This window comes from endosymbiont of Riftia pachyptila (vent Ph05) (assembly GCF_000224455.1).
Lineage (GTDB): Bacteria > Pseudomonadota > Gammaproteobacteria > Chromatiales > Chromatiaceae > Endoriftia > Endoriftia persephonae.
In genome coordinates this window covers 15764-42336 of the sequence record NZ_AFOC01000016.1, presented here as the reverse complement: position 1 = coordinate 42336, position 26573 = coordinate 15764, and the positions used below count along the sequence as shown (strand labels likewise).

The window sequence follows — 26573 nt, the reverse complement described above, 5'->3', positions numbered from 1 at the left end:
GAAGGTAGCAAAGAAAAGCGCTAAGAAGAAGGCGACAAAGAAGGGAACGGATCAACGATTTTCCAAACCGAGGAAAGTAAAACCTCGCAAAAAGGCTTCAGCAAAGAACCGATAGTCTGTGGCGGCTCAACATCCACACAGGCAGCCTATAGCCCCCCATTAAAACGGGGGGCTGATGAGCAAGCCAGAAAGCTCAATCCACCCCCGCGAACAATCTATAGGCCGGATTCTCGGTCTCCTTCCAAAAAGGATAACCCAGGCCATTAAGCAGACGCTTAAACTCCGCCCTTTCACGAGTGGGTACTTGTATGCCCATCAGCACTCGCCCAAATGCAGAACCATGATTGCGGTAATGGAACAGGCTGATATTCCACCGGCGCCCAAGGCTGCTTAGAAAAAACAGCAACGCGCCAGGACGCTCGGGAAACTCGAATCGCACTAACTGCTCATCCACTATACCGTGGGCATGCCCACCCACCATATAGCGAATATGTAACTTGGCCGTCTCATTGTCAGTCATATCGACGATAGCATAACCACTACCACGAAACCGCTCCAGGAGATCCTCCCGCTCCTGGTCGCCGCCTGATAATTCTATGCCAACGAAGATCTGTGCCGTTGTGGCATCGGAATAACGGTAGTTGAACTCGGTGATGCTACGCTTGCCAAGCATCTTGCAGAAACGCAGAAAACTCCCAGCACGCTCAGGAATCTGGACGGCAAACAGCGCCTCGCGCCGCTCACCCACTTCAGCCCTCTCCGCCACATGCCGCAAGCGATCAAAGTTGATATTTGCGCCACTCTCGATGGCTACCAGCGACTTACCTTCTATCCCATGCTGCTTCACATAGGCCTTCATGCCGGCAACCGATAGCGCACCAGCAGGCTCGGCAATCGCGCGCGTATCATCAAAAATATCTTTGATGGCCGCACAGATCTCATCTGAACTGACCAGCACAACCTCATCCACTACCTGCTTGGCGATGCGAAAGGTCTCTTTGCCAATCTGTCTGACTGCCACACCATCAGCGAAAATCCCCACCTGCTTGAGAGTGACCCGACGATTAGCCTCTAGCGCTTTATAAAGCGTCGGTGCATCATTGGGCTCTACACCGATCACCTTCACCTCGGGACGCACATACTTCACATAGGCGCCAATTCCCGCGATCAGGCCACCACCACCGACCGGCACAAAGATCGCCTCCGGCGGTTGCGGATGTTGTCGAAGCACTTCCATCGCAATCGTCCCCTGCCCTGCAATCACGTCTGGATCATCAAACGGATGGATAAAGACTAACCCCTTCTCTTTTACAAGCTCCTGGGAGTGTGCATAGGCATCATCGTAGGAATCACCGATCAATACCGTCTTTGCACCGAGGTTTTTAACCGCCTGCACCTTTATCGGCGGGGTCGTTAGTGGCATCACGATCAATGCCTGAATATTCAACTTTTGTGCAGCGAGCGCCACGCCCTGTGCATGATTGCCCGCCGAAGCAGCAATCACCCCGCGCTCCCGCTCCTTCGGAGTCAGATTGAAAATCTTGTTATACGCCCCGCGCAGCTTGAAAGAAAAAACCGGCTGCAGATCCTCCCGCTTAAGAAACACGCTGTTGTTCAAACGGGACGACAGCAGCTTCGCTCTCTCCAGCGGGGTCTCTTGGGCGACATCATAGACACGCGCCCGCAGGATTCTCTCAATGTATTTCTGAGGCATAATTTACTTCCAAATCTACAACACACCTGACATGGCAGGATTGCGCCGGTATCATATTTTTCCAAAGTTGCACAAGCAACAGCGCTGATCAAGATGACACAAGCGCCAAACCTCGTGCTAGCAGATTACAGGCAAGATGGTCGAACCGTATACAGGCAGACCAATGCTGAGTCGCCCTCTCCTATAGGGAGACCTCAGTTTTTGCCGCCTCCCAACCTTTTAGCCTCTCGACAGGAGACCCCTAAATGAATGCAGATGATATGAAAAAACTCGCGGCCAAGGCCGCACTGGAGTACGTGGATGGAGGTATCATCGGCGTCGGCACCGGATCAACAGTCAATCATTTCATTGACTATCTGGCCACCATCAAGAGCAAGATCGATGGTGCCGTTTCCAGCTCTGAAGTCTCCACCGAACGCATGAAATCGCACGGCATACCGGTGATGGACCTGAACGCCGCCGGCGAACTCGAGCTCTACGTTGATGGCGCGGATGAATCCGACCACAACCTCGCCCTAATCAAGGGCGGCGGTGGTGCGCTGACCCGAGAAAAGATCGTCGCCGGTGCCAGCAAGAAGTTCGTCTGCATAGCCGACGGCAGCAAGCTGGTCGACATTCTTGGCAGATTCCCGCTGCCGGTTGAGGTGATTCCGATGGCGCGCAGCCATGTGGCACGTCAGCTGGTCAAGCTCGGCGGCACCCCGGTTTGGCGCGAAGACTTCATCACCGATAACGGCAATGTCATCCTCGATGTGCACAACCTGGAGATCATGAAGCCGATCGAGATGGAACAGCGCATCAATAACATCGCTGGGGTGGTCACCGCTGGCATCTTCGCCCTACGCCCGGCCGATGTACTGATCCTTGGTACCGAAGAGGGCACAAAGACAATTACCGCCTGACTGCCCACGCCTAATCCGAGCAACCGGCGCATCCCGCCGGTTTTTTTGTCCGCCAATCAATCTTGCGGCAATAAAAAACGGGGCCCGAAGGCCCCGTCTTCAACACAAGACTAAGTCAGACTTAGAACTTGGTGTTCAGCTGCAGGCTGAACTTGGACATGTCGTTGGCAGTAGCCGCGTCGAAGTCCTTGTTGGTGTAGAGCACCTGGGCATCGGTACGCTTGGAGAAGTTGAACTGGTAGCCCAGCGCGTAACCGTCAGCGTCAGCACCACTGGAAGCGCCATCACCGTCGATGCTGTTGTAAGCAGCCTTGATGGTGTGAGCACCCATCTTGTAGGCACCGTTGAGGGTGTAGGCAGTGGTATCGGAATCAGCAGTACCACCGATATCACTACGCGTCTCATAGACCAGAGTAGCGGAGAAACCGCTCATGCCCAGCATGCCCAGACCGATACGGGTCTGCTTCTCGTCGTTACCGCCGGTCAGATCGCCGTCCAGCGCCTCGTAGGCCAAGGAACCGTACCAAGGACCATTGCTGTACATGGCAGCCACAGAGATGGCATCCTGGAAGTCATCGGTAGCAGTGGTCTGAACTACAGCACCGGCAACGGTGAAGCCGCTCATGGAAGGAGAGACATAGGCGATGGCGCCGTCAACACGACGATCCATAATGATGCCCATGTGGGTGCCGCCCATGTCGTTGTCACCAATGGTGTCGGCGAACAGGTCCAGCTTGCCGGTGGACATCTTCATAGGAGTGTCGTGACGGCCAGCCAGAGCGGTACCAAAACCACCAGCCAGACCGACATAGGCATTACGACCGCTCAGGCCGCCGAAAGCTGAACCGGTAGCAACACCGAACTCCATCTTATAGATGGCTTTCAGGCCGTCGCCCAGATCCTCAGAGCCCTTGATGCCCAGACGGGAAGATTCGTCGTACATGCCCCAAGAATCGGCAACATCGGCATCGATCTTGGTGGAGGCAACACGAACCTTGCCGTAAACGGTGGCGTCAGCCATGGCAGCCATAGGAGCGACCAGAGCAGCGGCGATAGCCAGAGAGAGGACTTTCTTCATTTGTATAACTCCCGCGAGTTGTTGTTAAAAACTGTTTGCGTGGGGAAATACTATGCCGACAAAAAACCGAATGCAAGGCTTTTTTTGCTTTTTTACTACACTTTTATCCAGCTGTTGCAAAAAAGACACAACCAGATGCCAAGAGCTATTTAACAAAGGACATCAATTAGATAGCAAATATTCCGCATAAAATATCTAAAGATATTCATCGACATAAGAAAGCATTCCAACAAAAAAACCGGCGCAAAAACCCACAAGTCCCTCCAACACCAACCCTAGCACACACACCTGGCAAGCGACCCGCAGCAACTCAGGATGCAGCAAACCAAGCGATCCGCATCGATCACAGCCGATGCGCCTCACTACGCTCAGCACATCCTACATCTCTATATTTACGGGATTCCGAGGCGGATAATAGCCTTGAGCCATTAACCATGTAGGCAACATGGATATAGAGACAACCCGTGGCCACCACATGCAAGCAATTAAAATCACAGATAATGTCGGGCACAGCCCGATCTATACATGCGTCATATCTAAATTGGCGGGTTAATAACGCCAGACAAGAAAAACCCGCCGAAGCGGGCTTTTGGTGTTGGCTGGGGATGGAGGATTCGAACCTCCACATACGGAGTCAGAGTCCGCTGTCCTGCCGTTAGACGAATCCCCAGTAGACGGAATGCAGCCCCCAGAAGAAGGGGGCTGAAAAATCAGCGCTTGGAGAACTGCGGACGTTTACGCGCCTTGTGCAGACCAACCTTCTTACGCTCGACGGCACGAGCATCACGGGTCAGAAAGCCCGCCTTGCGCAATGCGACATGCAGAGACTCATCATAAGAGTTCAGGGCACGTGCGATACCATGACGGATAGCGCCTGCCTGGCCGGTGGTACCACCGCCGCGGACAGTTACTTTCACATCAACCTTGTCCGCCATCTCCGCCATCTCAAGCGGCTGACGCACCACCATACGCGCTGTCTCACGGCCAAAATATTCGTCAAGCGGACGATTGTTGACCACGATCTTACCGCTGCCAGCGGAGAGAAATACGCGGGCGGCGGAGCTTTTGCGGCGCCCGGTGCTGTTTTGAGTCTCTGACATTCTATATATACCTGGGCTTCTAGCTATCAGACTTCCAGCGGCTGTGGCTGCTGAGCCTGATGTGGGTGTTCTGGGCCTGCGAAAACACGCAGCTTCTTGAACATGGCGCGACCCAGCGTATTCTTGGGCATCATGCCTTTGACTGCGTGCTCAATCGCCCTTTCAGGCGCCTTCTGCAGCAGTTTCTCAAGGCTGATGGACTTCAGGTTACCAATGTATCCCGTGTGATGGTGATACATCTTATCCTTCAGCTTGTTGCCGGTCACACGGATCTTCTCGGCGTTGACTACAACGATGTAGTCGCCAGTATCCACATGGGGCGTGTATTCCGGCTTATGCTTGCCGCGCAGGCGGCGCGCAATCTCGCTGGACAAGCGACCAAGGGTCTTATCGGTCGCATCGATCAGGTACCAGTTACGACGTACCTCATCCGGCTTTGCACTAACGGTTGTCATTCCAAGTTGCTCCAGTGGAGAAACAATTGTCATCTGAAAAAGAGCGCGAATCTTACAGCAACATATCGCGCCACACAACCCCATCCTTCTGCCTTCGCAAAAAAAAAGCGCAACGAGTGACGTTGCGCCTTAATAATAACCACCAAAAGGAGGATGGAGGAGTCTGATTCCGTATACACAAAATCAGCATTGCTAATTATCTAATTATAATGCCCGCCCCGTCAACCCCAAATACGACAACAATTATCACCCCTGCCGATAGCTGCAGCCGCCAGCTTGGACTTTCCCTGCGGGGTCTGGAAAAATCCCCACTGATTTCCACTCCCGACCCTCAATACTATAGAAACAGATGCTGCTCGACCTTACCGCCATCTTCATCGGCCTTGCCATCCTCGTCTGGGGCGCCGACCGGTTCGTCTCAGGCGCAGCTGCCCTCGCCAGCAACCTGGGCGTCGCCCCCATGCTGATCGGCCTGACCATCGTCGGCTTCGGCACCTCCGCCCCGGAGATCATCGTCTCCGCCGTCTCCACCCTGGATGGCAACCCGGGCCTCGCCATCGGCAACGCACTCGGCTCCAATATCGCCAACATCGGACTGATCCTCGGCGTCACCGCACTGATTGTGCCGCTCACCGTCCACTCCGGCGTACTCAGGCGCGAATACCCGGTGCTGCTGGCGGTCAGCCTACTGTCGTTCCTACTGATGCTCGACGGCGAGCTGAGCCAGTTTGATGGCATGATCCTGCTGGGCGGACTGGTGTTGCTGCTTGCCTGGATGATCCACACCGCCAGGACCGGCTCCGCCAGTGATCCGATGGTGGGCGAGTTCGACGCCGAAATCCCTCACGACATGCCCACTAAGATGGCGCTGCTGTGGCTCGCGCTGGGGCTGATGGCACTCCTAATCAGTTCACGCATGCTGGTGTGGGGGGCGGTCAACATCGCCACCGCCTTCGGTATCAGCGACCTGGTGATCGGCCTCACCATCGTCGCCCTGGGCACCAGCCTGCCGGAACTGGCAGCCAGCATCACCAGTGCCCTCAAGGGCGAAGACGACCTGGCCATCGGCAACGTGGTCGGCTCCAACCTCTACAACCTGCTGGCGGTACTCTGCCTGCCCGGCCTACTCGCCCCCGGCCCGTTTGACCCGGCCGCCCTGACCCGCGATCAGCCGATGATGCTCGGCCTGACCGTGGCGCTGTTCGCCCTGGGCTACAGCTTTGGCAAGAACGGCCGACTCACCCGCTTCGAAGGCTTGCTGTTGGTGGCGGCATTTGTCGGCTATCAACTCTTCATATTTAATAGCCTGCGATAAGCCCTCCCGACCGGCAGACAGCAGAACGATTTCCAACAGGATCAGGTATGCGAGACAATCGACCGCTCCCCCGCGAGGATGCAGAAAAGCTGCGCCAGCTGGCCTTGGCAGTGATCGAGACCGAGGCCGACGCAGTGACCGCACTGGCCGGGCGCATCGACACCGCCTTCGAGCGCGCCTGCACCTTCATCCTCGACTGCCGTGGCCGGGTAGTGGTGACTGGCATGGGCAAATCGGGGCACATCGGCAGCAAGATCGCCGCCACCCTTGCTAGCACCGGCAGCCCCGCCTTCTTCGTCCACCCCGGCGAGGCGAGCCACGGCGACCTCGGCATGATCACCCCACAGGACGTAGTGCTGGCCCTCTCTAACTCCGGAGAGACCGGCGAACTGCTCACCATCCTGCCACTGATCAAACGCCTCGGCGCACCGCTAATCGCGATGACCGGCAACCCCAGCTCGACCCTGGCACGGGAGGCGAACGTGCACCTCGATGTCGGCGTCGACAAAGAGGCCTGCCCGCTCGGCCTGGCGCCTACCGCCAGCACCACCGTGGCGCTGGTAATGGGTGACGCCCTCGCAGTCGCGCTGCTTGAGACACGCGGCTTCACCGCCGAGGATTTCGCCCTGTCGCACCCCGGCGGCAGCCTGGGGCGACGCCTGCTGTTGCACGTTGGCGATATCATGCACCGCGACCAGGCGATCCCGAAGGTGGCCGCCAACGCCAGCCTGCAGCAGGCGCTGATCGAGATGTCAGAGAAGGGGCTTGGCATGACCGCCGTAGTGGATGCCGAGCAACGGCTGATTGGCATCTTCACCGACGGCGATCTGCGACGCACCCTGAACAGACCGCTGAACATCCGCGATACACTGGTGTCGGAGGTGATGACCCCGCACGGTGCCACCGTGCCGGCCGAGATGCTGGCAGCAGAGGCACTGCAGATCATGGATGAGAAGAAAATCAACGGTTTTTTTGTGGTCGACGCTGCCGCGCGACTGATCGGCGCATTCAACATGCACGACCTGCTACGAGCCGGCGTCGTTTAGGGTGCCTCCGGATGAATCTGAGCGAGCAGGATTGTGAGGCTAAATTTTCCGCTGCAAGCAGAAATTGCAGATAATAGCTGGTCTATTGCCAAGATTCTGCCCCGCAAGGAACGCCCTTGGGGTACAACGCAGCAGCGGGGAACTTGGACCACAAGGCTGCCGCCCATGATTCAGTCAGCGGCTCCCTGAAGGAGAAAACAGGTGCAAGACATTCAGGAAAAGGCGCGCAGGATCAGACTGGTCATCTTCGATGTAGACGGAGTGCTCACCGATGGCAGCCTGTTCCTCGGTGACGACGGCCAGGAGTATAAAGCCTTCAACTCCCGCGACGGCCACGGCATCAAGATGCTGCAGCAGAGCGGCATCGAGATAGGCATCATCACCGGACGCAGCTCCGAGGTGGTGCGCCTGCGAATGCAAAGCCTGGGCATCAAACATGTCTACCAGGGCCAGCTCGACAAGCGCCCCGCCTACCAGGAGCTGCGTGATAAACTCGGCCTCAGCGATGCCGAGATCGCCTATGTCGGAGATGATGTGGTGGATCTGCCGATCATGCGCCTGGTAGGGCTGGCAATCGCGGTCAACGACGCCCACCCGTTTGTCACTCAACACGCCCACTGGCTGACCCCGCATGCCGGCGGTCGCGGCGCGGCACGGGATGTCTGCGAACTGCTGATGGATGCCCAGGGGCATCTACAGCGTGTCCTGCAGAGCTATCTCTGACGTCTTGTGAAATATCCACTGCTCACCAGCCTGCTACTGATCGTCGCACTCGCCGGTTTTGGCTGGTGGCTAAGCAACATCGGCGAACAGGAGAGCCGCCCGGAACAGGCCGAACTCCACTACCCCGACTACTACGCCAGCGATCTGGTCTCTGTCAGATACGACCAGGATGGCCTGCCACAGCATCGTCTGAAAAGCGCAGCGATGCGCCACTTCGCCGATGATGACACTACCGAACTCGAGCACCCCATATTCTGGCAATACGCAGCCGGCGCAGCGCCGTGGAGAGTCACCGCAACCAGCGCCACCCTCTACGGCGATAACAACAAGATCTTCATGCCCGGCGAGGTACAGATCGATCGCGCTGCGGGCAACGGCAAACGCCCCTACCAGATCACTACCAGCGACCTGTGGGCCCATCCCGACAGCGGCTATGTCAGCACCAAACAGCGGGTACAGATTACCAGCCAGGGCGACTGGCTGCGTGGTGTCGGGCTACAAGGGCAACTTCTGGAACCGGTTAAGATCAAGCTACTCTCCGAGGTACGTGGCTATCATGAAATCGATTAACAGCGTGTCACTTCTGCTTCTGCTACTCCTGCTACCGTTGCAGGCCAGGGCACTGAGCGGTGACCGGGAGCAACCGATCTATCTTGAGGCCGACAGCGTGGAAATCGACGAGGCCAGCGGCGTCAGCGTCTACATCGGCAACGTGGTGGTCAGCCAGGGCAGCATGCGTCTGGAGGCCGACAAGATGTGGATCCACCGCCGCCAGGGTGAAACCGAAAAAATCGTCGCCGTCGGCAAGCCGGTGCGCTTCCGCCAGCAGATGGACAAGAGCCACGAAGAGGCCCGCGGCCACGCCCTAAAGATCACCTACTTCATCAAGAAAGATGAGATCTACCTGTTTGACGAAGCAGTACTGCAGCAGGGCAAGGATGAGTTCAGCAGCGACCGCATCACCTACCTGCGCAGCCGCAGCCTGGTCAAGGCCGGCGCCAGCGCACAGGGCAAACAGCGGGTCCGGGTGGTGATCGAATCACAAAAGCACGACCAATGACACGCCTCTACGCCGAAAACCTGGCCAAACAGTACCGTGGCCGGCGCGTGGTCGATGATATCTCCCTGGAGGTCGCCAGTGGCGAGGTGGTTGGACTGCTTGGGCCAAACGGTGCTGGCAAGACCACCAGCTTCTACATGATCGTCGGCCTGGTGCCCGCCGACGGTGGGAGTGTTCGCATTAACGGAAAGGATCTCACCGACCTGCCGATGCACACCCGCGCCCGCCTCGGCATCAGTTACCTCGCCCAGGAGCCCTCAGTGTTCCGCCGTCTCTCGGTAGAGGAGAACATCCTTGCCATCCTCGAGAGCCGCAAGGAACTGTCGCGTAGCGCACGCAACAAGCGCTGCGACCAACTGCTGCAGGAGTTCGGCATCACCCACCTGCGCAACAGCCAGGCGATGAGCCTCTCCGGCGGCGAGCGTCGCCGCCTGGAGATCGCCCGCGCGCTCTCCATCAAACCCCGCTTCGTGCTGCTCGACGAGCCCTTCGCCGGCATCGACCCGCTCGCCGTCATCGACATAAAAGCGGTGATCAACCACCTCAAGGAGCGTGATATCGGGGTGCTCATCACCGACCACAATGTGCGCGAAACCCTCGACATCTGCAACCGCGCCTACATCATCAACAACGGCAAGGTGCTCGAAGAGGGCACCCCGGAGGCGATCCTTGAGCACCCCGAGGTGCGCGCCGTCTATCTCGGCGAAAACTTCACCATGTAGCATGGCGCAGGGCCGACCGCACCTCCTTTGCCGGGCCGGTTTACAAATACATGACCCACGGCAACTCTCGATCAAGCCGAGGTTCCACCTACGATTGCTTTTGACTAAAATGAAACCGAAAAGGCACATAAATTGCGTACGAGAACCAACTTGACCATGGATAGATGAAGCAGACACTTCAGCTTCGACTCGGCCAACACCTCACCATGACGCCTCAGCTGCAGCAGGCGATCCGTCTGCTACAGCTCTCCGCGCTCGATCTCAATCAGGAGATACAGGAGGCCCTCGACACCAACCCGATGCTGGAAGCCGAAGAGGAGTTTGAGCAAACCGCCACAGAGCGCAAGGAGAATCCCAGCAGCGAAAGCGCGCAGCAAACTCCGGCGGATGGCAACGACATCAACAACGAACGGGAGGTCAAGACCGACAGCCCCGAGATGCCCGAGGATCTCCCGGTCGACACCGAGTGGAGCGATGTCTACGACAGCTACTCGCCACCAGCTCCCGCCGGCGGCGAGGGCAGCGATACCGACTTCCTCAGCCAGCGCAGCAAATCTGATTCACTGCAGGACCACCTGCTGTGGCAACTCAACCTGACCCGCCTCTGCCCCTCGGACCAGGCGATCGCGCTGACCATCATCGACAGCATCAGCCCCGACGGCTATCTGCAGGCCAGCATCGAGGAGATCCACTCCACGGTCGATCTGGAGGAGGTGACCCTAGAGGATGTGGAGGCAGTGCTGCACCGCGTTCAGGCCTTCGACCCCCCCGGTATCGCCGCCCGCGGCCCGCAGGAGTGCTTGCTGATCCAGCTCGATCAGCTGCCCCCGGAGACTGCCTATCTGGAGCAGGCGATCCAGCTGTGTAGCACACATTTTAAGCTGCTGGCGGCCCAGGACCAGGCGCAGATCAAGCGCAAGATGAAGATCGATGACCATGAATTGTCGGCGATCAACCAGCTGATCCGCTCACTCCACCCGCGCCCCGGCACCCTGATTGCCGATACCGAGCCGGAGTATGTCATCCCAGAGGTGTTTGTCACCAAGCGCAACAACAGCTGGCATGTGGAGCTCAACCCGGAGACCATGCCACGCCTGCGGGTCAACGCCGAATACGCCAAACTGATCCGCCGCGCCGATCAGAGCGACGACAATACCTTCCTGAAGAACCACCTGCAGGAGGCGCGCTGGTTCCTGAAGAGCCTGCTGAGCCGCAACGAAACCATCCTGCGGGTCGCCAGCAAGATCGTCGAATACCAGCAGGCCTTTTTTGAACATGGCGAGGAGGCGATGAAACCGCTGGTGCTGCGCGACATCGCCGAAGCCCTGGAGATGCACGAATCGACCATCTCCCGGGTTACCACCCAGAAATATATGCACACGCCCCGCGGCACCCTGGAGTTCAAATATTTCTTCTCCAGCCATGTCAGTACCAGTGTCGGCGGCGAGTGCTCGGCTACCGCAATACGTGCCATCATTAAGAAACTGGTTGCCGCCGAAACACCCAACAAGCCGCTCAGCGACAACAAGATTGCCACGATACTCAGCGAGCAGGGTATCAATGTCGCCCGCCGCACTGTGGCCAAATACCGCGAATCGATGGGCATACCCCCATCGAATGAGCGAAAGCGTCTGGTGTGACAACCAGACAAATAAGAGGATGCTCCGCATCTCCGGCGCATCCCTCCCGAAACAGGAGTTAATTATGCAAATCAACCTGACCGGTCACCATATCGATATCACCGATTCGATGCGTAACTATGTTGACAGCAAGTTTGAGCGCTTGGAGCGCCATTTCGACAACGTCACCAATGTGCATGTGATCCTCAGCGTAGAGAAACTCAGGCAGAAAGCGGAAGCCACCCTCCACCTCAACGGCGGCAACGTGTTTGCCGACTCGGTCCAAGAGGACATGTACGCGGCCATCGACGCACTGATCGACAAGCTCGACCGACAGGTCATCAAGCATAAAGAGAAGCTGCAAAGCCATCGTGGCAATAACATCAACAAGTACGCTGACGCAGAGCAGCCCTGAACAGGGACAAGGCCAAGATGTTTCCCGAAGGGTTCATCGACCCACAGCGTATCCTGTGCGGCGTCGAAATCAGCAGTAAAAAACGCAGCCTGGAGATGCTTGGCGGGCTATTCGCCGCCACCGATTCCGGGCTTAGCCAGGACATGGTGTTCGATGCCCTGCTACAACGGGAGCGCCTTGGCAGCACGGGGCTGGGGCGGGGCATCGCCCTCCCCCACGCCCGCATGGCACAGATCAAGCGAGCGGTCGGTGCCTTCATCCAGACCACCCAGGGGGTCGACTTCGACGCCATCGACAACCAGCCGGTCGACCTCGCCTTCGCCATGCTGGTACCCGAGGAAGCCACCGAGGAGCATCTACAGCTACTGTCGAAGCTCGCCAGCCTGTTCGGAGATAAGACATTCTGCGATCGTCTGCGCCAGTGCCGCAGCCCAGACGAGGTGATCGAGCTGATCCAGCAGCCAAGCCCCGAACCCAGCCAGCAATGACACCCGCCACCACCATCCGCGAACTGTTCGCCCAGCTGAGTGCGGAACTCAATCTCACCTGGTACAGCGATGGTGAGGAACGGGCCATCCAGGCAGAGGGCGACGCCCCCCTGGTGGGGCCGCTCAACCTGGCCCGCCCACAGCCGATCCAGGTGATCGGCCCGCCTGAGCGTCATCTGCTCGAGTCCCTCGGCAGCAAGGGCTACCGCCACTACCTTGAACTGCTGTTTGCCAGCCGCCCGGCTGCCCTGATCTTTACCGACGGCTTAGTCCCCACCGACGCCTGCCGCACCCTCGCCGCCGACAGCAACACCCCAATCATCTATACAAGCGAACCCGACGCCCAGGTTATCCAGCGCCTACTGGCGCATCTCCAGCCGTCTTTCCAGCAGGCCCAGCCCTCCCATGCCGAGCCCAAAAACATCCATGGCGTGTTCATCGAGGTGCTGGGTAAAGGGGTGCTGCTCAGCGGCGATGCCTCAATCGGCAAGAGCGAACTGGCGCTGGCGCTGATCTCTCGCGGACATCGCTTGATCGCCGACGATATCACCGAGTTCACTCGCATCAACGCCCACACCCTGCAGGGACGCTGCCCACCGGTGCTGCAGGATTTTCTCGAGGTACGCGGACTGGGACTGCTCAACGTTCGCGCCATGTTTGGCAACAGCGCGGTGAAGCCGGTCAAAAACCTCCACTTGATCATCGATCTGCAGCAGATGAATGAACAGGAACTCTCACACCTGGACCGACTCGAAGGCAGCCATTCAACCCAGCGCCTGCTCGGCGTCGAAATTCCACAGACTACCCTGCCAGTGGCCGCTGGTCGCAATCTTGCAATCCTGGCGGAGACAGCGGTGCGCCAACACCTGCTACGGGTCACCGGCTACGATGCGGCAGCAGAGTTCAGCGAGCGCCAACGCGGCTATATCGAAGCTAACCAGCAGAGTTCCGCTAGCCCACCTGAAAAGGGCTAACTCCTTTTCAAAATTGCCCCGGATTGCGCTAACCTAGCCGCCTGCCATTCAAAATTTCCAGATGTTAAGAAACATGGCTACCGGTATTAGACTGCTCATCATCACCGGCCTCTCGGGGTCGGGTAAAACCATCGCCCTGCACACCCTTGAGGATCTCGGCTACTACTGTATCGACAACCTGCCGATCTGCCTGCTGGAGGCTTTCTCTAACCACCTGGTGGAAGACCCAGAGCCGATTTTCCGCCATACTGCAGTCGGCATCGACGCCCGCAGCCAGCCATCTCACATTGCCAAACTGCCTGAGATGGTCGCCAAGATGCGCGAGCAGGGCATCGACTGCGAGATGATCTTCCTTGAGGCGCAACAGGAGACCCTGATCAAGCGCTTCAGCGAGACTCGCCGCAAACACCCGCTCTCCGACGACGACCACTCACTCGACGAGGCGATCCGCCAAGAGCAGGAGGTGCTCGAACCCCTCGCCAGCACCGCCGACCTGCGCATCGACACCACCCACACCAACTTGCATGAACTGCGCGACCTGATCCGCGGCCGAGTCACCGGAGGCAGCCGCCAGGTCTCCCTGCTGTTTGAATCGTTTGGCTTCAAACACGGTGTGCCGCGGGACGTGGATTTTGTCTTCGACGTGCGCTGCCTGCCTAACCCCCACTGGCAGACCGAGTTGCGGCCACTCACCGGCCTCGACGGCCCGGTCGCCAATTTTCTCGAAAGCAGCGAGGAGAGCAGCCAGATGCAGGCGGATCTGACCCGCTTCCTCGAATCTTGGATCCCCCGCTTCGAGGCCGATGGCCGCAGCTACCTAACCATCGCCATCGGCTGCACCGGCGGTCAACACCGCTCGGTCTACATCACCGATCAGCTCTACCGCCACTTCAAACAACAGGGGCGCAACGTGCTGAGCCGCCATCGGGAACTGTCATGAGCATCGGCCTGCTGATCATCACCCACAACGAGATCGGCCGTGCGCTGCTCAAGACCACCACCAACATGATGGAGGTCTGCCCGCTCGCCACCGCCACCCTCGAGGTCGGCACCGAGAGCGATCCCGACGCTATGCGGCAGCGCGCACAGCAGCTGATACAGCAGCTCAACCAGGGCGACGGGGTGCTGATCCTCACCGACATGTACGGCTCCACCCCCAGCAACATCGCCTACAAACTGCGCCGTGAAGACCAGGTGCAGGTGATCGCCGGGATCAATCTACCGATGCTGGTGCGCGTCTTCAACTACGCTACCATGAACCTCAAAGAGCTGACCAGAAAGGCGGTCAGCGGCGGCATCGACGGCATCGTTTGCTGCCCCGAGCGCAAGCCGGAGAACCCCAATCAATGATCCACAAGGAGATCACCATCATCAACCGCCTTGGTCTGCACGCCCGTGCCGCCGCCAAGCTGGTCAACTGCGCCAGCCGCTACGGCAGTAGCATCCAGCTGCTGCGCAACGGCCAGCGGGTCAACGGCAAGAGCATCATGGGGGTGATGATGCTCGCCGCCAGCCAGGGCACCGCGCTGGAGGTCGAGGTCAACGGCGAGGACGAGACAGAGGCGATAGCCGCTCTGGAGTTACTGATCAATGAGCGGTTCGGGGAGAGTGAGTGACCTTCTCCAGTCACGGCATCGGCATCAGCACCACCCGCCAGGTGGCCATAGGCGCCGCCTTCCTGCTGCAGCGCGGGCCACTCGATATCGCACCGCGACTGATCCCCGAGGAGATGGTCGAAGCCGAGGTAGAACGCTTCCGCAAGGCGCTCAATACCGCCCGTGACCGACTGCGCGCCGTGCGCCAGCACCTCCCCACCGGCACCGCGGAGGACATCTCCTCATTTATCGACACCCATCTGCTGATGCTCGACGACAGCGCCATCAGCCAGGCCCCGATCGAGCTGATCCGCACTCACCAGTACGCCGCCGAGTGGGCGCTGCAGCGCCGCCGCAACGAGCTGGTGCGGGTCTTCGACGAGATGGACGACCCCTACCTGCGCACCCGCAGGGACGATGTCGAGCATGTGGTGGGACAGATCCAGATCGCCTTGCAGCAGGGTACCGGACGGGATGAGGCGCCGAGCGACCTGACCAACCACATCGTGGTGGCGCGGGATCTGACCCCAGCCGACATCATCATGCTGAAAAACCGCGGCGTGATCGCCTTTGTCACCGAGTATGGCGGACCACTGTCACACACTGCGATCCTCGCCCGCAGCCTCGGCATCGCCGCAGTGCTCGGCGTGCACCACGCCAGTCAACTGCTGCGCGCCGGCGAAACCCTGATCGTCGACGGCGAGGCCGGCGTGGTACTTGCTGACCCCACCCGGGAGATCCTGCAGCACTACCAGCAGCGCATCATCGCCCAGGCGGCCCGCGAGGCTGAGCTGCGGCGCAACCTCGATCTGCCCGCGATCACCCGCGACGGCCAGCGCATCCTGCTGCTGGCCAATATCGAGCTGCCGGAAGATATCACCGCCACCCTCGCCAACCGCGCTGATGGCGTCGGCCTGTTCCGCACTGAATTCCTCTACATGAACCGCACCACCCCGCCCAGCGAGGAGGAGCAGCTCGAAACCTATCTGAGCGCGGTGCATGGCCTCAACGGCGCTCCCCTCACCATCCGCACCCTCGACCTGGGCGCCGACAAGACCATCGAGTGCAGCGACCCCAACTGTCCACCCTCCAACAATCCTGCCCTCGGCCTGCGCGCCATTCGCCTCTGCCTGAAGGAGCCCGATCTGTTTCTACCGCAGCTGCGGGCAATCCTGCGCGCCTCCGCCGAGGGGCAGGTGCGGCTGATGATCCCGATGCTCTCCTGCATCGCCGAGCTGCAGGAGACCCTGGCGCTGCTCGAACAGACCAAGCAGGAGCTGAGCCGCGAGGGCTTGCGGTTCAACGCGACAATGCCTGGTCGGCGGCATGATCGAAATTCCCGCCGCTGCCATTGCCGCCGCCAGCTTCGCTCGCCAGCTCGACTTCCTCTCCATCGGCACCAACGACCTGATCCAGTACACCCTAGCGGTGGACCGCATGGATGAGTCGGTCAACTACCTGTTCGACCCGCTCCACCCATCGGTGCTGCAACTGATCCAGATGACCATCCACGCCGCCAATAACGCTGGCATCCCGATCAGTATGTGCGGCGAGATGGCTGGCGACCCGCTGTTCACCCAGCTACTGCTCGGCATGGGACTGCGCGAGCTGAGCATGCAACCCGGCGCCCTGCTAGAGACCCGCCAGGTCGTCCGCGCCAGCGATCTGCCGCGCCTCACCCGCCAGGCCCAGGCATTTCTGCAGCAGATGCACAGCAAACCAGCCGCCACCCTCTTCGCAGAACTGTTTCACTAGCTCAGATACACCTTCTATTTGTAAGGTTTCACCCCGCGACGGCCCTTGTTAAACTGCGCCCCGGCCTTCCGGGTCATCCGGATTGATCTAGCCTCCAGCCCGAGCTGACGTCCTCATGCCACCAAGCCTGCAGAACAATTCAGACAACAACCGCCTGCTGTTCCTGCAGGACGTGCTCGATAGTGGCGCGCTACAGCAGGCGGCGCGCATGCTGAATGCGTTGCGTCCCGCCGAGGTGGCACACCTGCTGGAGTCGCTGCCGCTGCCACAACGCGAGATCGTCTGGGAGCTGCTCGATGACACCACCGATGGCGAGATCCTGCTACAGGTCACCGATGAGGTTCGCGACGATCTGATCAGCCGCATGGACTCCGCTGAGCTGGTGGCCGCCACCGCTGGCCTCGACACCGACGATCTGGCTGACCTGGTCAAGGAACTGCCGCGCCACATCACCTGGGAGGTGCTCGACTCCCTCGATCAGCAACACCGGGAACGTCTCGAGACGGTACTCGCCTACCCCGAAGAGAGCGCTGGCGGCCTGATGAACGTCGATACCGTGACGGTACGCGCCGAGGTCACCCTCGACGTGGTGCAGCGCTACCTGCGCCACATCGGCGAGCATGTACCACGGGACACCGACAAAGTATTCGTGGTCAATCGCGACCATCGTTACCTCGGCGTTTTGCACCTCTCCACTATCCTCACCCACGATCTGGACGACAGCGTGGCCGAGGTGATGTCCCTCGACATGCAGCCGATCCCGGCTCACTGGAGCAAACGCGAGGTGGCCAACCGCTTTGAACAGCACGACCTGATCTCGGCGCCGGTAGGTGGACGAGAACGGCCGACTGCTCGGCCGTATCACTATCGACGACGTGGTCGACGTGATCCGTGAGGAGGGGGAGCACCAGTTCATGGGCCAGGCCGGCCTCTCTGAAGACGAGGATATGTTTGCACCGGTGATGGTCAGCGCCAAGCGCCGCGCGCTGTGGCTCGGCGTCAACCTGCTTACCGCCTTCCTCGCTTCTTGGGTGATCCGTCAGTTCGAGGCGACCCTCGACCAGATCGTGGCGTTGGCGGTGCTAATGCCGATCGTCGCCAGCATGGGCGGCATTGCCGGCACCCAGACCCTGACCCTGGCGATCCGTGGCCTGGCGCTAGGGCAGCTCTCCCACAAAAATGCCCGCTGGCTGCTGGCCAAGGAACTGGCGGTGGGCACCATCAACAGCGCCATCTGGGCGGTGGTGGTGGGGGTGGCCGCCGGCCTCTGGTTTAATGACAGCAGCATCGCGCTGCTGATTGCCGCGGCGATGACCATCAACCTGATCTTCGCCGCCCTGGCCGGGGCGATACTGCCGATTGCTCTGGAGAAACTCGGCATCGACCCAGCGCTAGCCGGCGGCGTACTACTCACCACCGTCACCGATGTAGTGGGATTCCTGGCGTTTCTCGGGTTGGCGACAATCTATCTGCTCTGAGCGGGCGACAGCCAGCCGAGCCGGGAACAGCGGAGTGTGATCTCTGACAAACCGCCCTACAGATAGCGGCCCTTGAAGAGGACCAGTGCCAGCATCATTAAAAGGCAATCAAACCCCGTGACAACACGCCATCGCCCGGCCTCGGCAGTAGACTGCGAAAGATGTAATAGCTGACCCACAGCCCTGATCGATAAATCGCGATCTCGAGGACTGATTCAAACATCCCTGTCCTCCTGTGATCTTTCCTGATCCGTTATCGGGCAGGCAGCAGCTCAACCCATCCCAAGCAACCCGGCACTCCAGTATCCCAAACCGGGCTATTTGATTATCGTTTTTGCTATTCGCCGGCGATCATCATCCGCTCAATCAGCCAGGAGCCACTCTGTACCGAGGTGCGGGTCTCTACATCGGTACCCACCTCCAGCAACCCCATGAACATCTCCCGCAGGTTGCCGGCGATGGTGATCTCCTCTACCGGGTATTGGATCACTCCGCCCTCGACCCAGAAGCCGGCAGCACCGCGCGAGTAGTCGCCGGTAACGGTGTTGACACCCTGCCCCATCAGCTCGGTGACCAGCAGGCCCGTATCCATCTTCTGCAGCAGTCCCTGCCGATCCAGGCTACCGCTGCTAATGCGCAGGTTGCGCACGCCGCCGGCATTGCCGGTAGTCTGCATCCCCAGCTTGCGCGCCGCGTAGCTGTCGAGCACGTAGCTGCGCAGGATGCCATCGCTGACGAAGTCCCGCTCGCGGGTAGCGACGCCCTCGTTGTCGAAGGCGCTGCTAGCGAGACCGCCACGCAAGCGGGGCAGTTCATGGATACGGATATTCTCTGGAAAGACCTGGCGATCGAGATGATCGAGCAGGAAACTCGCCTTACGATAGAGCGCCGAGCCGCGGATCGCGCCGATGAAGCTGCGCAGCAGCCCCACCGCCACGTCGGCCTGAAACAGCACCGCAGCCTGCTGGGTCGGGATACGCCGCGCCCCAAGTCGCGCCAGGGTGCGATCGGCGGCTGTCTCGCCGACCTGCTGGGGGGAATCGAGCTGGGTGGCATCGCGGGCCAGGGTGTACCAATAGTTGCGCTGCATCTCGCCATCCTGCTCCCCCACCACCGCGCAGCTGAGGCTGTGGCGGGTGCCGGCGTAGCCGCCGATAAAGCCATGGCTGTTGCCGTAGACCTGCACCCCCAGCTGGCTATCGAGGCTCGCCCCCTCGGAGTTGCTGATGCGCGGGTCGCGCTGGCGGGCGGCATTCTCGCAGGCCAAGGCGATCTCGATCGCCTGCTCCACCGGCAGCTCCCAAGGGTGGCAGAGATCCAGCTCGGGCAGCTCGCTGGCCATCAGCTCGGCATCGGCCAGACCGGTGCACTCATCCTTCGAGGTGTAGCGGGCAAAGTTGCAGGCGGCACTGACTGTCTCGCGCAGAGCCGCCGGACTCATGTCCGAGGTACTGGCGGAGCCCTTACGCTGGCCGAAATAGACGGTCACCCCCATGCCGTTGTCGCGGGTGTGCTCGATGGTCTCCGGCTCACCCAGGCGCACCGTCAGGGAGAGCCCCGCGTCGCTGCTGACACCCGCCTCGGCGGCGCTGGCCCCCTGGCGTTTGGCCTCGGCCAATACCTCCTGGACGGTGGCTTCCAGGCGCTGCTGACGTTGTTCAATATCATTCATCTGCTTAGATCTGATTCTGTCTGTTTCGATAGGATCGGCAAGTGCTGGCACTGCATTCAGGTACCGGTCCCGCCCACGGTCAGCTCATCCAGCTTGAGGGTCGGCTGGCCAACGCCCACCGGCACACTCTGCCCCTCTTTGCCGCAGACTCCGATGCCTGGATCGAGCTCCAGGTCGTTGCCGACCATGCTGATCCGGGTCATCGCCTCCGGGCCGTTGCCGATCAGGGTGGCGCCCTTCACTGGCACGGTCACCTTGCCGTTTTCGATCAGGTAGGCCTCGCTGGCGGAGAACACAAAGCGCCCTGAGGTGATGTCCACCTGGCCGCCACCGAAGTTGACCGCATACAGCCCCCGCTCCACCGAGGCGATGATCTCCTGCGGATCGTGCTCACCGGGCAGCATATAGGTGTTGGTCATGCGCGGCATCGGCAGATGGGCGTAGGATTCGCGTCGGCCGTTGCCGGTCGATTCCACCCCCATCAGGCGGGCGTTGTGGCGATCTTGCATATAGCCCTTGAGGATACCGTTTTCGATCAGCACCGTGTTCTGGCTCTCCACCCCCTCGTCATCGATGGAGAGCGAGCCGCGCCGCCCCGGCAGGGTGCCATCGTCCACGACCGTGCAACAGCTGGAGGCGACCTGTTCGCCAAGCCGACCGCTGAAGGCGGAGGTGCCCTTGCGATTGAAATCCCCCTCCAGACCGTGGCCCACTGCCTCGTGCAGCAACACCCCGGGCCAGCCAGGACCGAGCACCACCGGCAGGACGCCGGCCGGCGCGGCCACCGCCTCCAGGTTAACCAGCGCCTGGCGCACCGCCTCACGGGCGTAACCAAGCGCGCGCTCCTCATCCAGCAGGAACTGGAAACTAGCGCGGGCGCCGCCACCGCTGGAGCCCTGCTCGCGACGCTCGCCCTGCTCGACGATGACGTGCACATTGAGCCTGACCAACGGCCGCACGTCTGCGTTCAGGCGACCCTCGAGATCGGCCACCATCACCACGTCGTGGGCCCCCACCAGGCTGACGATCACCTGCTTGACCCGCGGATCTTGCTTCCTCGCCTCGGCATCGACCCGCCGCAGCAGATCGATCTTCTCTGCCTCGCTGAGGCTCGGCAGCGGATTGATCGGCGCATAGAGCTGCCGCGACACCGGCACACTGCTGACCTTCACCGAGCCCTCGGTGCCGCTGCGCACGATCGCCCGGGCCGCCTTGGCGGCATTAATCAGAGCCGGAAACTGCAGCTCATCGGAGTAGGCAAAGCCGGTCTTCTCTCCGCTGATGGCGCGGATGCCTGCACCCTGGGAGATGTTGTGGGCGCCCTCCTTGATCAGCCCATCCTCCAGCACCCAGGACTCCAGTCGGCTCGACTGAAAGTAGATGTCAGCGGCATCCACGCCGCTGCCGCTCAGCTCTGCCAGCATCCGTTCGAGATCCCGCTCGGCCAGGCCGGCAGGTTCGAGGATCGACTGGTTGGCGATTTGAATCAGTTCAGACATGCTTCTCCGACGGCCTGCGACGCATCGCCGAGGCACTCAAGCTGTAGTGAAAGAGAGAGGTGGGGCGGCAGCTCAAACAATCTCGTCGCGACGGTGTTTGATGGTCGGAAAGCTGCGGCGGATTGTATCCTGATAGTCCCGGTCGAGCACGCAGCTCACCGAGCCGGTGCCGCGCGGCACCTGGGCCAGGATCGTGCCCCAGGGATCGACGATCATGCTGTGGCCGTGGGTCTCGCGGCCATTCACATGGTATCCGCCCTGGGCCGCGGCCACGACAAATGCGAGGTTTTCGATGGCGCGGGCGCGCACCAGGGTCTGCCAGTGAGCCTTGCCGGTGATCGCGGTGAAGGCGGAAGGGATGACAAATACCTCCGCCCCCAGTTCAAGCAGACGGCGGAACAGTTCGGGAAAGCGCAGATCGTAACAGACCGCCACGCCGAGCCGGCCAAATGGGCTATCTACCACCACCGCCCGCTCACCGGCCTCAATGGTGGCCGACTCCTGATAATGCTCGTCTGCCTCCAGCAGGTCCACATCAAACAGGTGAATCTTGTCGTAGTGCGCCACCTGTTGGCCCGCGCTGTTGAAGACGATACAGGCGGCGCGCACCTTGGAGGCCACCTTAGCGCGCATCGGGATGGTGCCGCCGACAATCCAGACCCCATAGCGGCTCGCCATCTGGCTGAGAAATTCCTGCAGTGGACCGTCACCCTGCGCCTCAGCAAGGGTGCACATATCCCGATCGTGCTCGCCCATGAAGGCAAAGTTCTCCGGCAACACAACCAGACCGGCACCACTCTCTGCCGCCTCTGCGATCAGGCGCTCAGCCTCCAGCAGGTTGGCGCTGACATTTGGACTGGTTGCCATCTGGATGGCGGCGATCTTGCTTCTGTTCTGACTCATAAACTACCTGTGAAACGCTCTCTCCTGCCGTGCCCCGGCAGACAGGCGGTTGTCCAGTGGCCGGGCCGGCAGACCAGATTATCTCTGGTCATGTTGCGGGTCTCCCCGAAAAGCCCGCAGGATAGCATCATTGGCTTGAGGCGAACCAGCACAGGCCCAGGCCGATGGCAGATTAGAGGCTACCGGCCCCCTATGGCAACTCTGTCTCATCAAATTCCGCTACCGGAGTACGTTCGATCTTCTCGAAACGAGGCTTGTCCCAGCTGCCGCTGACCCGGTACTCCACCCGGGCAATCCTGTCGACCCCCTCGCCGATCAGCGGCTGCGCAATCATCAGGGCGATCCCCACCGACGGATTGAGTGCCAGCGCCCCGAACAGCGGCAGGGTCGAACTGACCCGCGGTGTGACCCTCACCAGCTGCTCATAGTCCTGTGTCTTCAGTCCGGTACGACCGCTGATGTCGATACGCGCCACCGGGCTCTCGAGCCGCAGGTTTTCAGTATAGGCATTGCCCTGTTTCAGGTCGAACTGACCGCTGATGCCCTCAAAGATAAAGCCCCCAGGTGTGATGTCACTGAAATCGAGGGTCAGACGGTTGATCAGGCCGCGCAGACTGAATAGCGCAATCACCCCTCCCATGCCAGGGTCCACATCCAGCACCGAGCCTGGCCCCACATTCAGGGAAAACTCACCCTCCAGATCCGCCAACGAAAGGTCCAGCGGTGACCGTTCTGCCCGCAGATTGGCCTGCAGTGCCAGCGAGGCCTTCTCGATGGTGGCACTGATCCCCAGATCCGACAGCAGCTGCCCCAGATTGGCGGCATTCCCGGTCACCTGATAGGCGCTGCTGTCTCTGCTGCCGCGCCTCGACCAGTGGCCGGTGGCGAGCAGTTCCAGGCGCTCACCGTTCAGCGCAAAGCGATCAAGCTGCAGCCCATCCGGGGTCTTGCTCCACTTCATCTCTACCCGACCAAACGCTCGTCCGTTGATCTGCAGCTGCTCCACCTCCAGATTGAGCCCCGGCAATTGTCGCGGGTCGACCACTGCAGAGGGCGCTGCCGACACCTGCTCTGCCTCCGGCTCATCAGCAAACCAGTGCGAGGTCTCGAGGCTCCACAGCTTGAATCGCCCATACAATGGCTCGCTCTCCAACACCGTGGGGATGCGCAGGCCGCCATCCATCTTGTCCGACTGCAACTGCAACCACCAGGCATCATCCATCTGTGTGATCTGCAGATGGGCATCGTGCTGTTCAACTCCCGCCAGCTTGAGCTGCTCGATCTGCAGGTCGAGGGATTCGAGCAAGCCTTCCTGATGTCCGGGACTCTGCCAGTGGGACGACAGTTGCCGCATCCACTGATCGAGATCAAGCTCGTTGAGCCGGCCTCGCACCTGCAGCCCCGGCTGTGCTGGCAGGCGTGGCGCTGCACCACCCACGACGATCTCGCCGCGCTCGATCCGCCCCTCCGCCCCCCCCGCCAGATGCGCCTTCAGTCTGGGGCCATACTCCGCCTGCAGTTCAAACCGTTCATCGGCCTGAAACTCAAACAACAACTTGAGCGGGCGACGCTCTCCGGCCTGCTTGCCCAGCGGCTGCGGCTGATCGACAGCCAGGCCTCGCAGTTCCGACTCAAGCGACAGGCGCAGTGGCGTTTCGGCAGCCTCGGCGTGGGCGATATCGAGCACCAGACGAGCCTCGCTGCTACCTGTGAGTGGGTAGTCCNGCCAGCTGCGGAAACTGTCGTTGCAATTGTTCCACCCGCAGCGGCAGGGCGATCTCGACGCGGCTGCGCGGCCCATCTGCATCCGTCTGTGGCAACACGTTGACCTGTACCGACTCGCCAAACAGCCGCGCCTGGATATCCTGCCCCTGTAGCTTGTGCTGATCGATGATCAGGCGCCCCTCGACCGACTCCAGCGCCAGATCCCACTGTTCCACACCCAGCCTGGCGTTTTCCAGATCGACCACGCCGTTGAAACGAAACGGTTTGCTCTCCAGCAACGGCACGTTGAAATTGAGGCTCAAACGACACTCTCCACCCAGCTTCAGCTGCTTGAGAAATCGCTCGAAATGAGCCTTCAAGGGAGTTTCGCCCAACACCCGGGCGGCATCATTGAAGGGCCCCTCCAGGCTCACGCGAATCTGCACCTCGTCGGCCCGATCCAGCTCATCAATCACCACCCGGCCGGTGGTGAGCTGGCTGTCGAGCAGGCGCCCCTCGTAGAGTCGAATCTTCAGGCTATTGTTGAGGAAGTGTACCTCGGCAGTGGCCTCTTCGATGCGCGGCCACTCCGGCATATAGTCCAGCACCGCCTGTTCAACACCGAACAGCACCTCGAAGCGCCCCTCCTGGCCGGTAAAAGGGAAGCGATCGAGCGGCCCATAGAGCAGAAACGAGCCAGCAGTCACCTGACCGCCGACGATGGCTCGGTCGAGCCAATCGGTCAGTTCCGGCGGCATGATCCGGGTCGGCAGGTAGCGACTCTTCTCCGCCCCATCACCATTCCAGAAGTCGGCCTGCATATCGAGCAGCGGCACACCGCCCGCCAAGGGCACCTGAATATCGAGTCGAGAGAGTGTCTCAACATGAGGGGTTTTCATGTAGAGATGGGAGCTGCTGAGGCGCAGCATCTCACCGGGGCGGAGGTGCCATTCCAGTTCGCCCTTGAGTCGGCTCGCCTGCAGCGGGGTGCGGAACAGGTCACCGAAATCGGCGCTGAACTGGTCCGACTCCAGCCACACCCTGCCACCTTGGTCACCACCGGCGAACTCCAGCCGCAGCCCCTCCAGCCCCGGTATCTGCTGCCAGGCAGTATGTCTGTAGCTAGTCAGGCGGCCTCGGGTCTGCCAACGTGGTGGGCCCTGATCGGGCAGATCCAGCGCAAAGCGGAAGCGGCTCATATCACCCTGTGGAGAGAGCCCAAGCAGCACCTTGAATGCCTCGGCATCGGGCGCCAGAAACAGCGCAGCAAACTCCGACACATCTTTTACAGAGAGATAGTCGGCCCCGGCGCGTAATCGCACCGCCTGCCGGTCGCGTACCCACTCAAGACTGTACCGACCCGGCGGCCAGAGCCGACTGTTACGCACCAGGGTCAAATGATTCAGGTCGAGGCGCCAGCCCTGCGGCAACTTCCGCCAGTCGATTTTGGCCGAGAGGTTTTCCAGCCCCAGATGCTGAATTGGCTCTCCTCCGGAGATCAGCAGATCCCGCAGCTCCCAGTCACCCGTCACCTGCTGCAGCCGGCTCTGCTCCACATCGCCCCACAACTGCAGTCGCAGCGCCCCATCCCCCACCTGGTAACCAGCCGGCTGCAGCGCAGCCGGTAGATGCGCCAAGTTCAACCCCTCTGCTAGCAGGTAGATCTGGCCATCCAGGAGGAGCTGCTTTCCGCCCCGCTCATGCAGGTCGGCGATCAGGCGGATCTCACCCCGGCTCTTGCTGTCGAGCCCGGCCCTGAGGATGAACTGGTGCTCCCTGCCCCGGTTACGCAGCTCCATATCGATATCGTAGATGCGCAGCGGCGGGACTGAACCGCTCTCCTTGACCCAGTAGAATTCTGACTCTAGCAGGCGCAGGCTGCTGTGGCGCAGAAACGGCAACCTCAGGTCGCCCTGCCCAGACGCCGAGGATGTGAGCCCACCCTGCAGCTCAATCCGGCCATCCGATCGCTCCACCAACAGCAGGCGGGTGTCGCGCAGCTCCACATGGCCGAGGCGTATCTCACCCGCCAGCAGACTGCCGACCAGATCGAGGTCGACCCGTACCTCACCGACCCGCAGCAGGGTCTCGCGCCCCTGCTCATCCATCAGATCGACCTGCCTGAGAACCAGCGCAAGATGGGGACCAAGGATCTTCACGTTGACCTGCTCGAACTGCACCGGCACCCCGGCCGTCTCGCTCACCAGCGCCTGGATATCCTCCCGCAAGGGCTCCAAGTCGAGCTGCGGCAGAATCAGGCGCAGCAGACTAAGCAGGATCGCCAGCGCGATGATTACGCTGCAGCCGAGATAGGAGATGGGAGAGGCGAGGATTTTTAGGCGCTTGGGCATCGCAC

General features: G+C 60.6%; 25 protein-coding genes, 1 tRNA gene and 1 pseudogene. 17 read left to right on the top strand and 10 right to left on the bottom strand.

Annotated elements, in window-relative coordinates:
• Window positions 1-193 precede the first annotated feature (193 nt).
• Window positions 194-1714 (bottom strand): threonine ammonia-lyase, biosynthetic, encoded by a 1521-nt coding sequence (gene ilvA, locus RIFP1SYM_RS04140; RefSeq protein ID WP_005959872.1) that lies wholly within the window; start codon window positions 1712-1714, stop codon window positions 194-196.
• Between the two features lie 245 nt (window positions 1715-1959).
• Between ilvA and rpiA the strand changes: the two genes are divergently transcribed.
• Entirely contained in the window at window positions 1960-2616 is a 657-nt protein-coding gene (gene rpiA, locus RIFP1SYM_RS04135; protein ID WP_005959871.1) for a ribose-5-phosphate isomerase RpiA, read from the top strand.
• Window positions 2617-2737: 121 nt separating this feature from the next.
• On the opposite strand, the gene RIFP1SYM_RS04130 is transcribed toward rpiA, so the two are convergent.
• The 4 genes from RIFP1SYM_RS04130 to rplM form a co-directional block, all read right to left on the bottom strand.
• Window positions 2738-3694 (bottom strand): porin, encoded by a 957-nt coding sequence (locus RIFP1SYM_RS04130; RefSeq protein WP_005959870.1) that lies wholly within the window; start codon window positions 3692-3694, stop codon window positions 2738-2740.
• 596 nt (window positions 3695-4290) lie between these two features.
• Window positions 4291-4364, bottom strand: a tRNA-Gln gene (locus tag RIFP1SYM_RS04125).
• 40 nt (window positions 4365-4404) lie between these two features.
• A complete protein-coding gene (gene rpsI / locus RIFP1SYM_RS04120) occupies window positions 4405-4794 on the bottom strand; it encodes a 30S ribosomal protein S9 (RefSeq protein WP_005959869.1) in 390 nt (129 codons plus the stop codon).
• 26 nt (window positions 4795-4820) lie between these two features.
• Window positions 4821-5249 carry a 50S ribosomal protein L13 gene (rplM, locus tag RIFP1SYM_RS04115; protein ID WP_039959702.1) on the bottom strand — a complete coding sequence of 143 codons (429 nt, stop codon included), beginning with the start codon at window positions 5247-5249 and terminating at the stop codon, window positions 4821-4823.
• 349 nt (window positions 5250-5598) lie between these two features.
• Here rplM and RIFP1SYM_RS04110 point away from each other — a divergent pair, with 349 nt between their 5' ends.
• The 16 genes and pseudogenes from RIFP1SYM_RS04110 to mgtE all read left to right on the top strand — a co-directional run bounded on the left by RIFP1SYM_RS04110 (window position 5599) and on the right by mgtE (window position 18439).
• Complete coding sequence (locus RIFP1SYM_RS04110) at window positions 5599-6564, top strand: calcium/sodium antiporter (RefSeq protein WP_005959867.1); 966 nt, start codon at window positions 5599-5601, stop codon at window positions 6562-6564.
• A gap of 47 nt (window positions 6565-6611) precedes the next feature.
• Window positions 6612-7610 (top strand): KpsF/GutQ family sugar-phosphate isomerase, encoded by a 999-nt coding sequence (locus tag RIFP1SYM_RS04105; RefSeq protein ID WP_005959866.1) that lies wholly within the window; start codon window positions 6612-6614, stop codon window positions 7608-7610.
• A 201-nt stretch (window positions 7611-7811) separates the two neighbouring features.
• Window positions 7812-8333, top strand: a complete 522-nt coding sequence (gene kdsC / locus RIFP1SYM_RS04100) for a 3-deoxy-manno-octulosonate-8-phosphatase KdsC (protein ID WP_005959865.1) — start codon at window positions 7812-7814, stop codon at window positions 8331-8333.
• A 6-nt stretch (window positions 8334-8339) separates the two neighbouring features.
• Window positions 8340-8903 (top strand): LPS export ABC transporter periplasmic protein LptC, encoded by a 564-nt coding sequence (lptC, locus tag RIFP1SYM_RS04095; protein ID WP_005959864.1) that lies wholly within the window; start codon window positions 8340-8342, stop codon window positions 8901-8903.
• A gap of 4 nt (window positions 8904-8907) precedes the next feature.
• On the top strand, window positions 8908-9393 hold the full coding sequence (gene lptA, locus RIFP1SYM_RS04090; protein ID WP_139042058.1) for a lipopolysaccharide transport periplasmic protein LptA: 486 nt from the start codon (window positions 8908-8910) through the stop codon (window positions 9391-9393).
• Window positions 9390-10115 (top strand): LPS export ABC transporter ATP-binding protein, encoded by a 726-nt coding sequence (gene lptB / locus RIFP1SYM_RS04085; protein WP_005959862.1) that lies wholly within the window; start codon window positions 9390-9392, stop codon window positions 10113-10115. Before lptA ends, lptB begins: the two co-directional genes overlap by 4 nt.
• Before the next feature lie 164 nt (window positions 10116-10279).
• Window positions 10280-11755, top strand: a complete 1476-nt coding sequence (locus RIFP1SYM_RS04080; protein ID WP_005959861.1) for an RNA polymerase factor sigma-54 — start codon at window positions 10280-10282, stop codon at window positions 11753-11755.
• 64 nt (window positions 11756-11819) lie between these two features.
• A complete protein-coding gene (gene hpf, locus RIFP1SYM_RS04075) occupies window positions 11820-12149 on the top strand; it encodes a ribosome hibernation promoting factor (protein WP_006474662.1) in 330 nt (109 codons plus the stop codon).
• A gap of 17 nt (window positions 12150-12166) precedes the next feature.
• The gene (gene ptsN / locus RIFP1SYM_RS04070) at window positions 12167-12637 is read left to right on the top strand and encodes a PTS IIA-like nitrogen regulatory protein PtsN (protein WP_005959859.1); all 471 of its coding nucleotides are present in this window, start codon (window positions 12167-12169) and stop codon (window positions 12635-12637) included.
• Window positions 12634-13611, top strand: a complete 978-nt coding sequence (gene hprK / locus RIFP1SYM_RS04065) for an HPr(Ser) kinase/phosphatase (RefSeq protein WP_005959858.1) — start codon at window positions 12634-12636, stop codon at window positions 13609-13611. Before ptsN ends, hprK begins: the two co-directional genes overlap by 4 nt.
• Window positions 13612-13696: 85 nt before the next feature.
• Window positions 13697-14551 (top strand): RNase adapter RapZ, encoded by an 855-nt coding sequence (rapZ, locus tag RIFP1SYM_RS04060; protein ID WP_039959703.1) that lies wholly within the window; start codon window positions 13697-13699, stop codon window positions 14549-14551.
• The gene (locus RIFP1SYM_RS04055) at window positions 14548-14961 is read left to right on the top strand and encodes a PTS sugar transporter subunit IIA (protein WP_005959856.1); all 414 of its coding nucleotides are present in this window, start codon (window positions 14548-14550) and stop codon (window positions 14959-14961) included. Before rapZ ends, RIFP1SYM_RS04055 begins: the two co-directional genes overlap by 4 nt.
• Window positions 14958-15227: an HPr family phosphocarrier protein gene (locus tag RIFP1SYM_RS04050; RefSeq protein WP_005959855.1), complete on the top strand. Its 270-nt coding sequence runs from the start codon at window positions 14958-14960 to the stop codon at window positions 15225-15227. Before RIFP1SYM_RS04055 ends, RIFP1SYM_RS04050 begins: the two co-directional genes overlap by 4 nt.
• The gene (locus RIFP1SYM_RS04045; RefSeq protein ID WP_005959854.1) at window positions 15224-16651 is read left to right on the top strand and encodes a phosphoenolpyruvate--protein phosphotransferase; all 1428 of its coding nucleotides are present in this window, start codon (window positions 15224-15226) and stop codon (window positions 16649-16651) included. Before RIFP1SYM_RS04050 ends, RIFP1SYM_RS04045 begins: the two co-directional genes overlap by 4 nt.
• Window positions 16533-16961, top strand: a complete 429-nt coding sequence (locus RIFP1SYM_RS17325) for a putative PEP-binding protein (protein ID WP_005959853.1) — start codon at window positions 16533-16535, stop codon at window positions 16959-16961. The genes RIFP1SYM_RS04045 and RIFP1SYM_RS17325 overlap by 119 nt, the downstream gene beginning before the upstream one ends.
• A 115-nt stretch (window positions 16962-17076) precedes the next feature.
• Window positions 17077-18439: pseudogene (gene mgtE, locus RIFP1SYM_RS04040) on the top strand (magnesium transporter).
• Window positions 18440-18776: 337 nt separating this feature from the next.
• Here mgtE and pmbA read toward each other — a convergent pair.
• The 5 genes from pmbA to RIFP1SYM_RS04015 all read right to left on the bottom strand — a co-directional run bounded on the left by pmbA (window position 18777) and on the right by RIFP1SYM_RS04015 (window position 26568).
• Window positions 18777-20111 (bottom strand): metalloprotease PmbA, encoded by a 1335-nt coding sequence (gene pmbA / locus RIFP1SYM_RS04035; RefSeq protein ID WP_006474655.1) that lies wholly within the window; start codon window positions 20109-20111, stop codon window positions 18777-18779.
• 56 nt (window positions 20112-20167) lie between these two features.
• Window positions 20168-21610 (bottom strand): metalloprotease TldD, encoded by a 1443-nt coding sequence (tldD, locus tag RIFP1SYM_RS04030; protein ID WP_006474653.1) that lies wholly within the window; start codon window positions 21608-21610, stop codon window positions 20168-20170.
• A gap of 72 nt (window positions 21611-21682) precedes the next feature.
• The gene (locus tag RIFP1SYM_RS04025) at window positions 21683-22513 is read right to left on the bottom strand and encodes a carbon-nitrogen hydrolase family protein (protein WP_005959848.1); all 831 of its coding nucleotides are present in this window, start codon (window positions 22511-22513) and stop codon (window positions 21683-21685) included.
• Between the two features lie 190 nt (window positions 22514-22703).
• Complete coding sequence (locus RIFP1SYM_RS04020) at window positions 22704-24200, bottom strand: YhdP family phospholipid transporter (protein ID WP_039959698.1); 1497 nt, start codon at window positions 24198-24200, stop codon at window positions 22704-22706.
• Between the two features lie 16 nt (window positions 24201-24216).
• Window positions 24217-26568: a YhdP family phospholipid transporter gene (locus RIFP1SYM_RS04015; RefSeq protein ID WP_005959846.1), complete on the bottom strand. Its 2352-nt coding sequence runs from the start codon at window positions 26566-26568 to the stop codon at window positions 24217-24219.
• Window positions 26569-26573 lie beyond the last annotated feature (5 nt).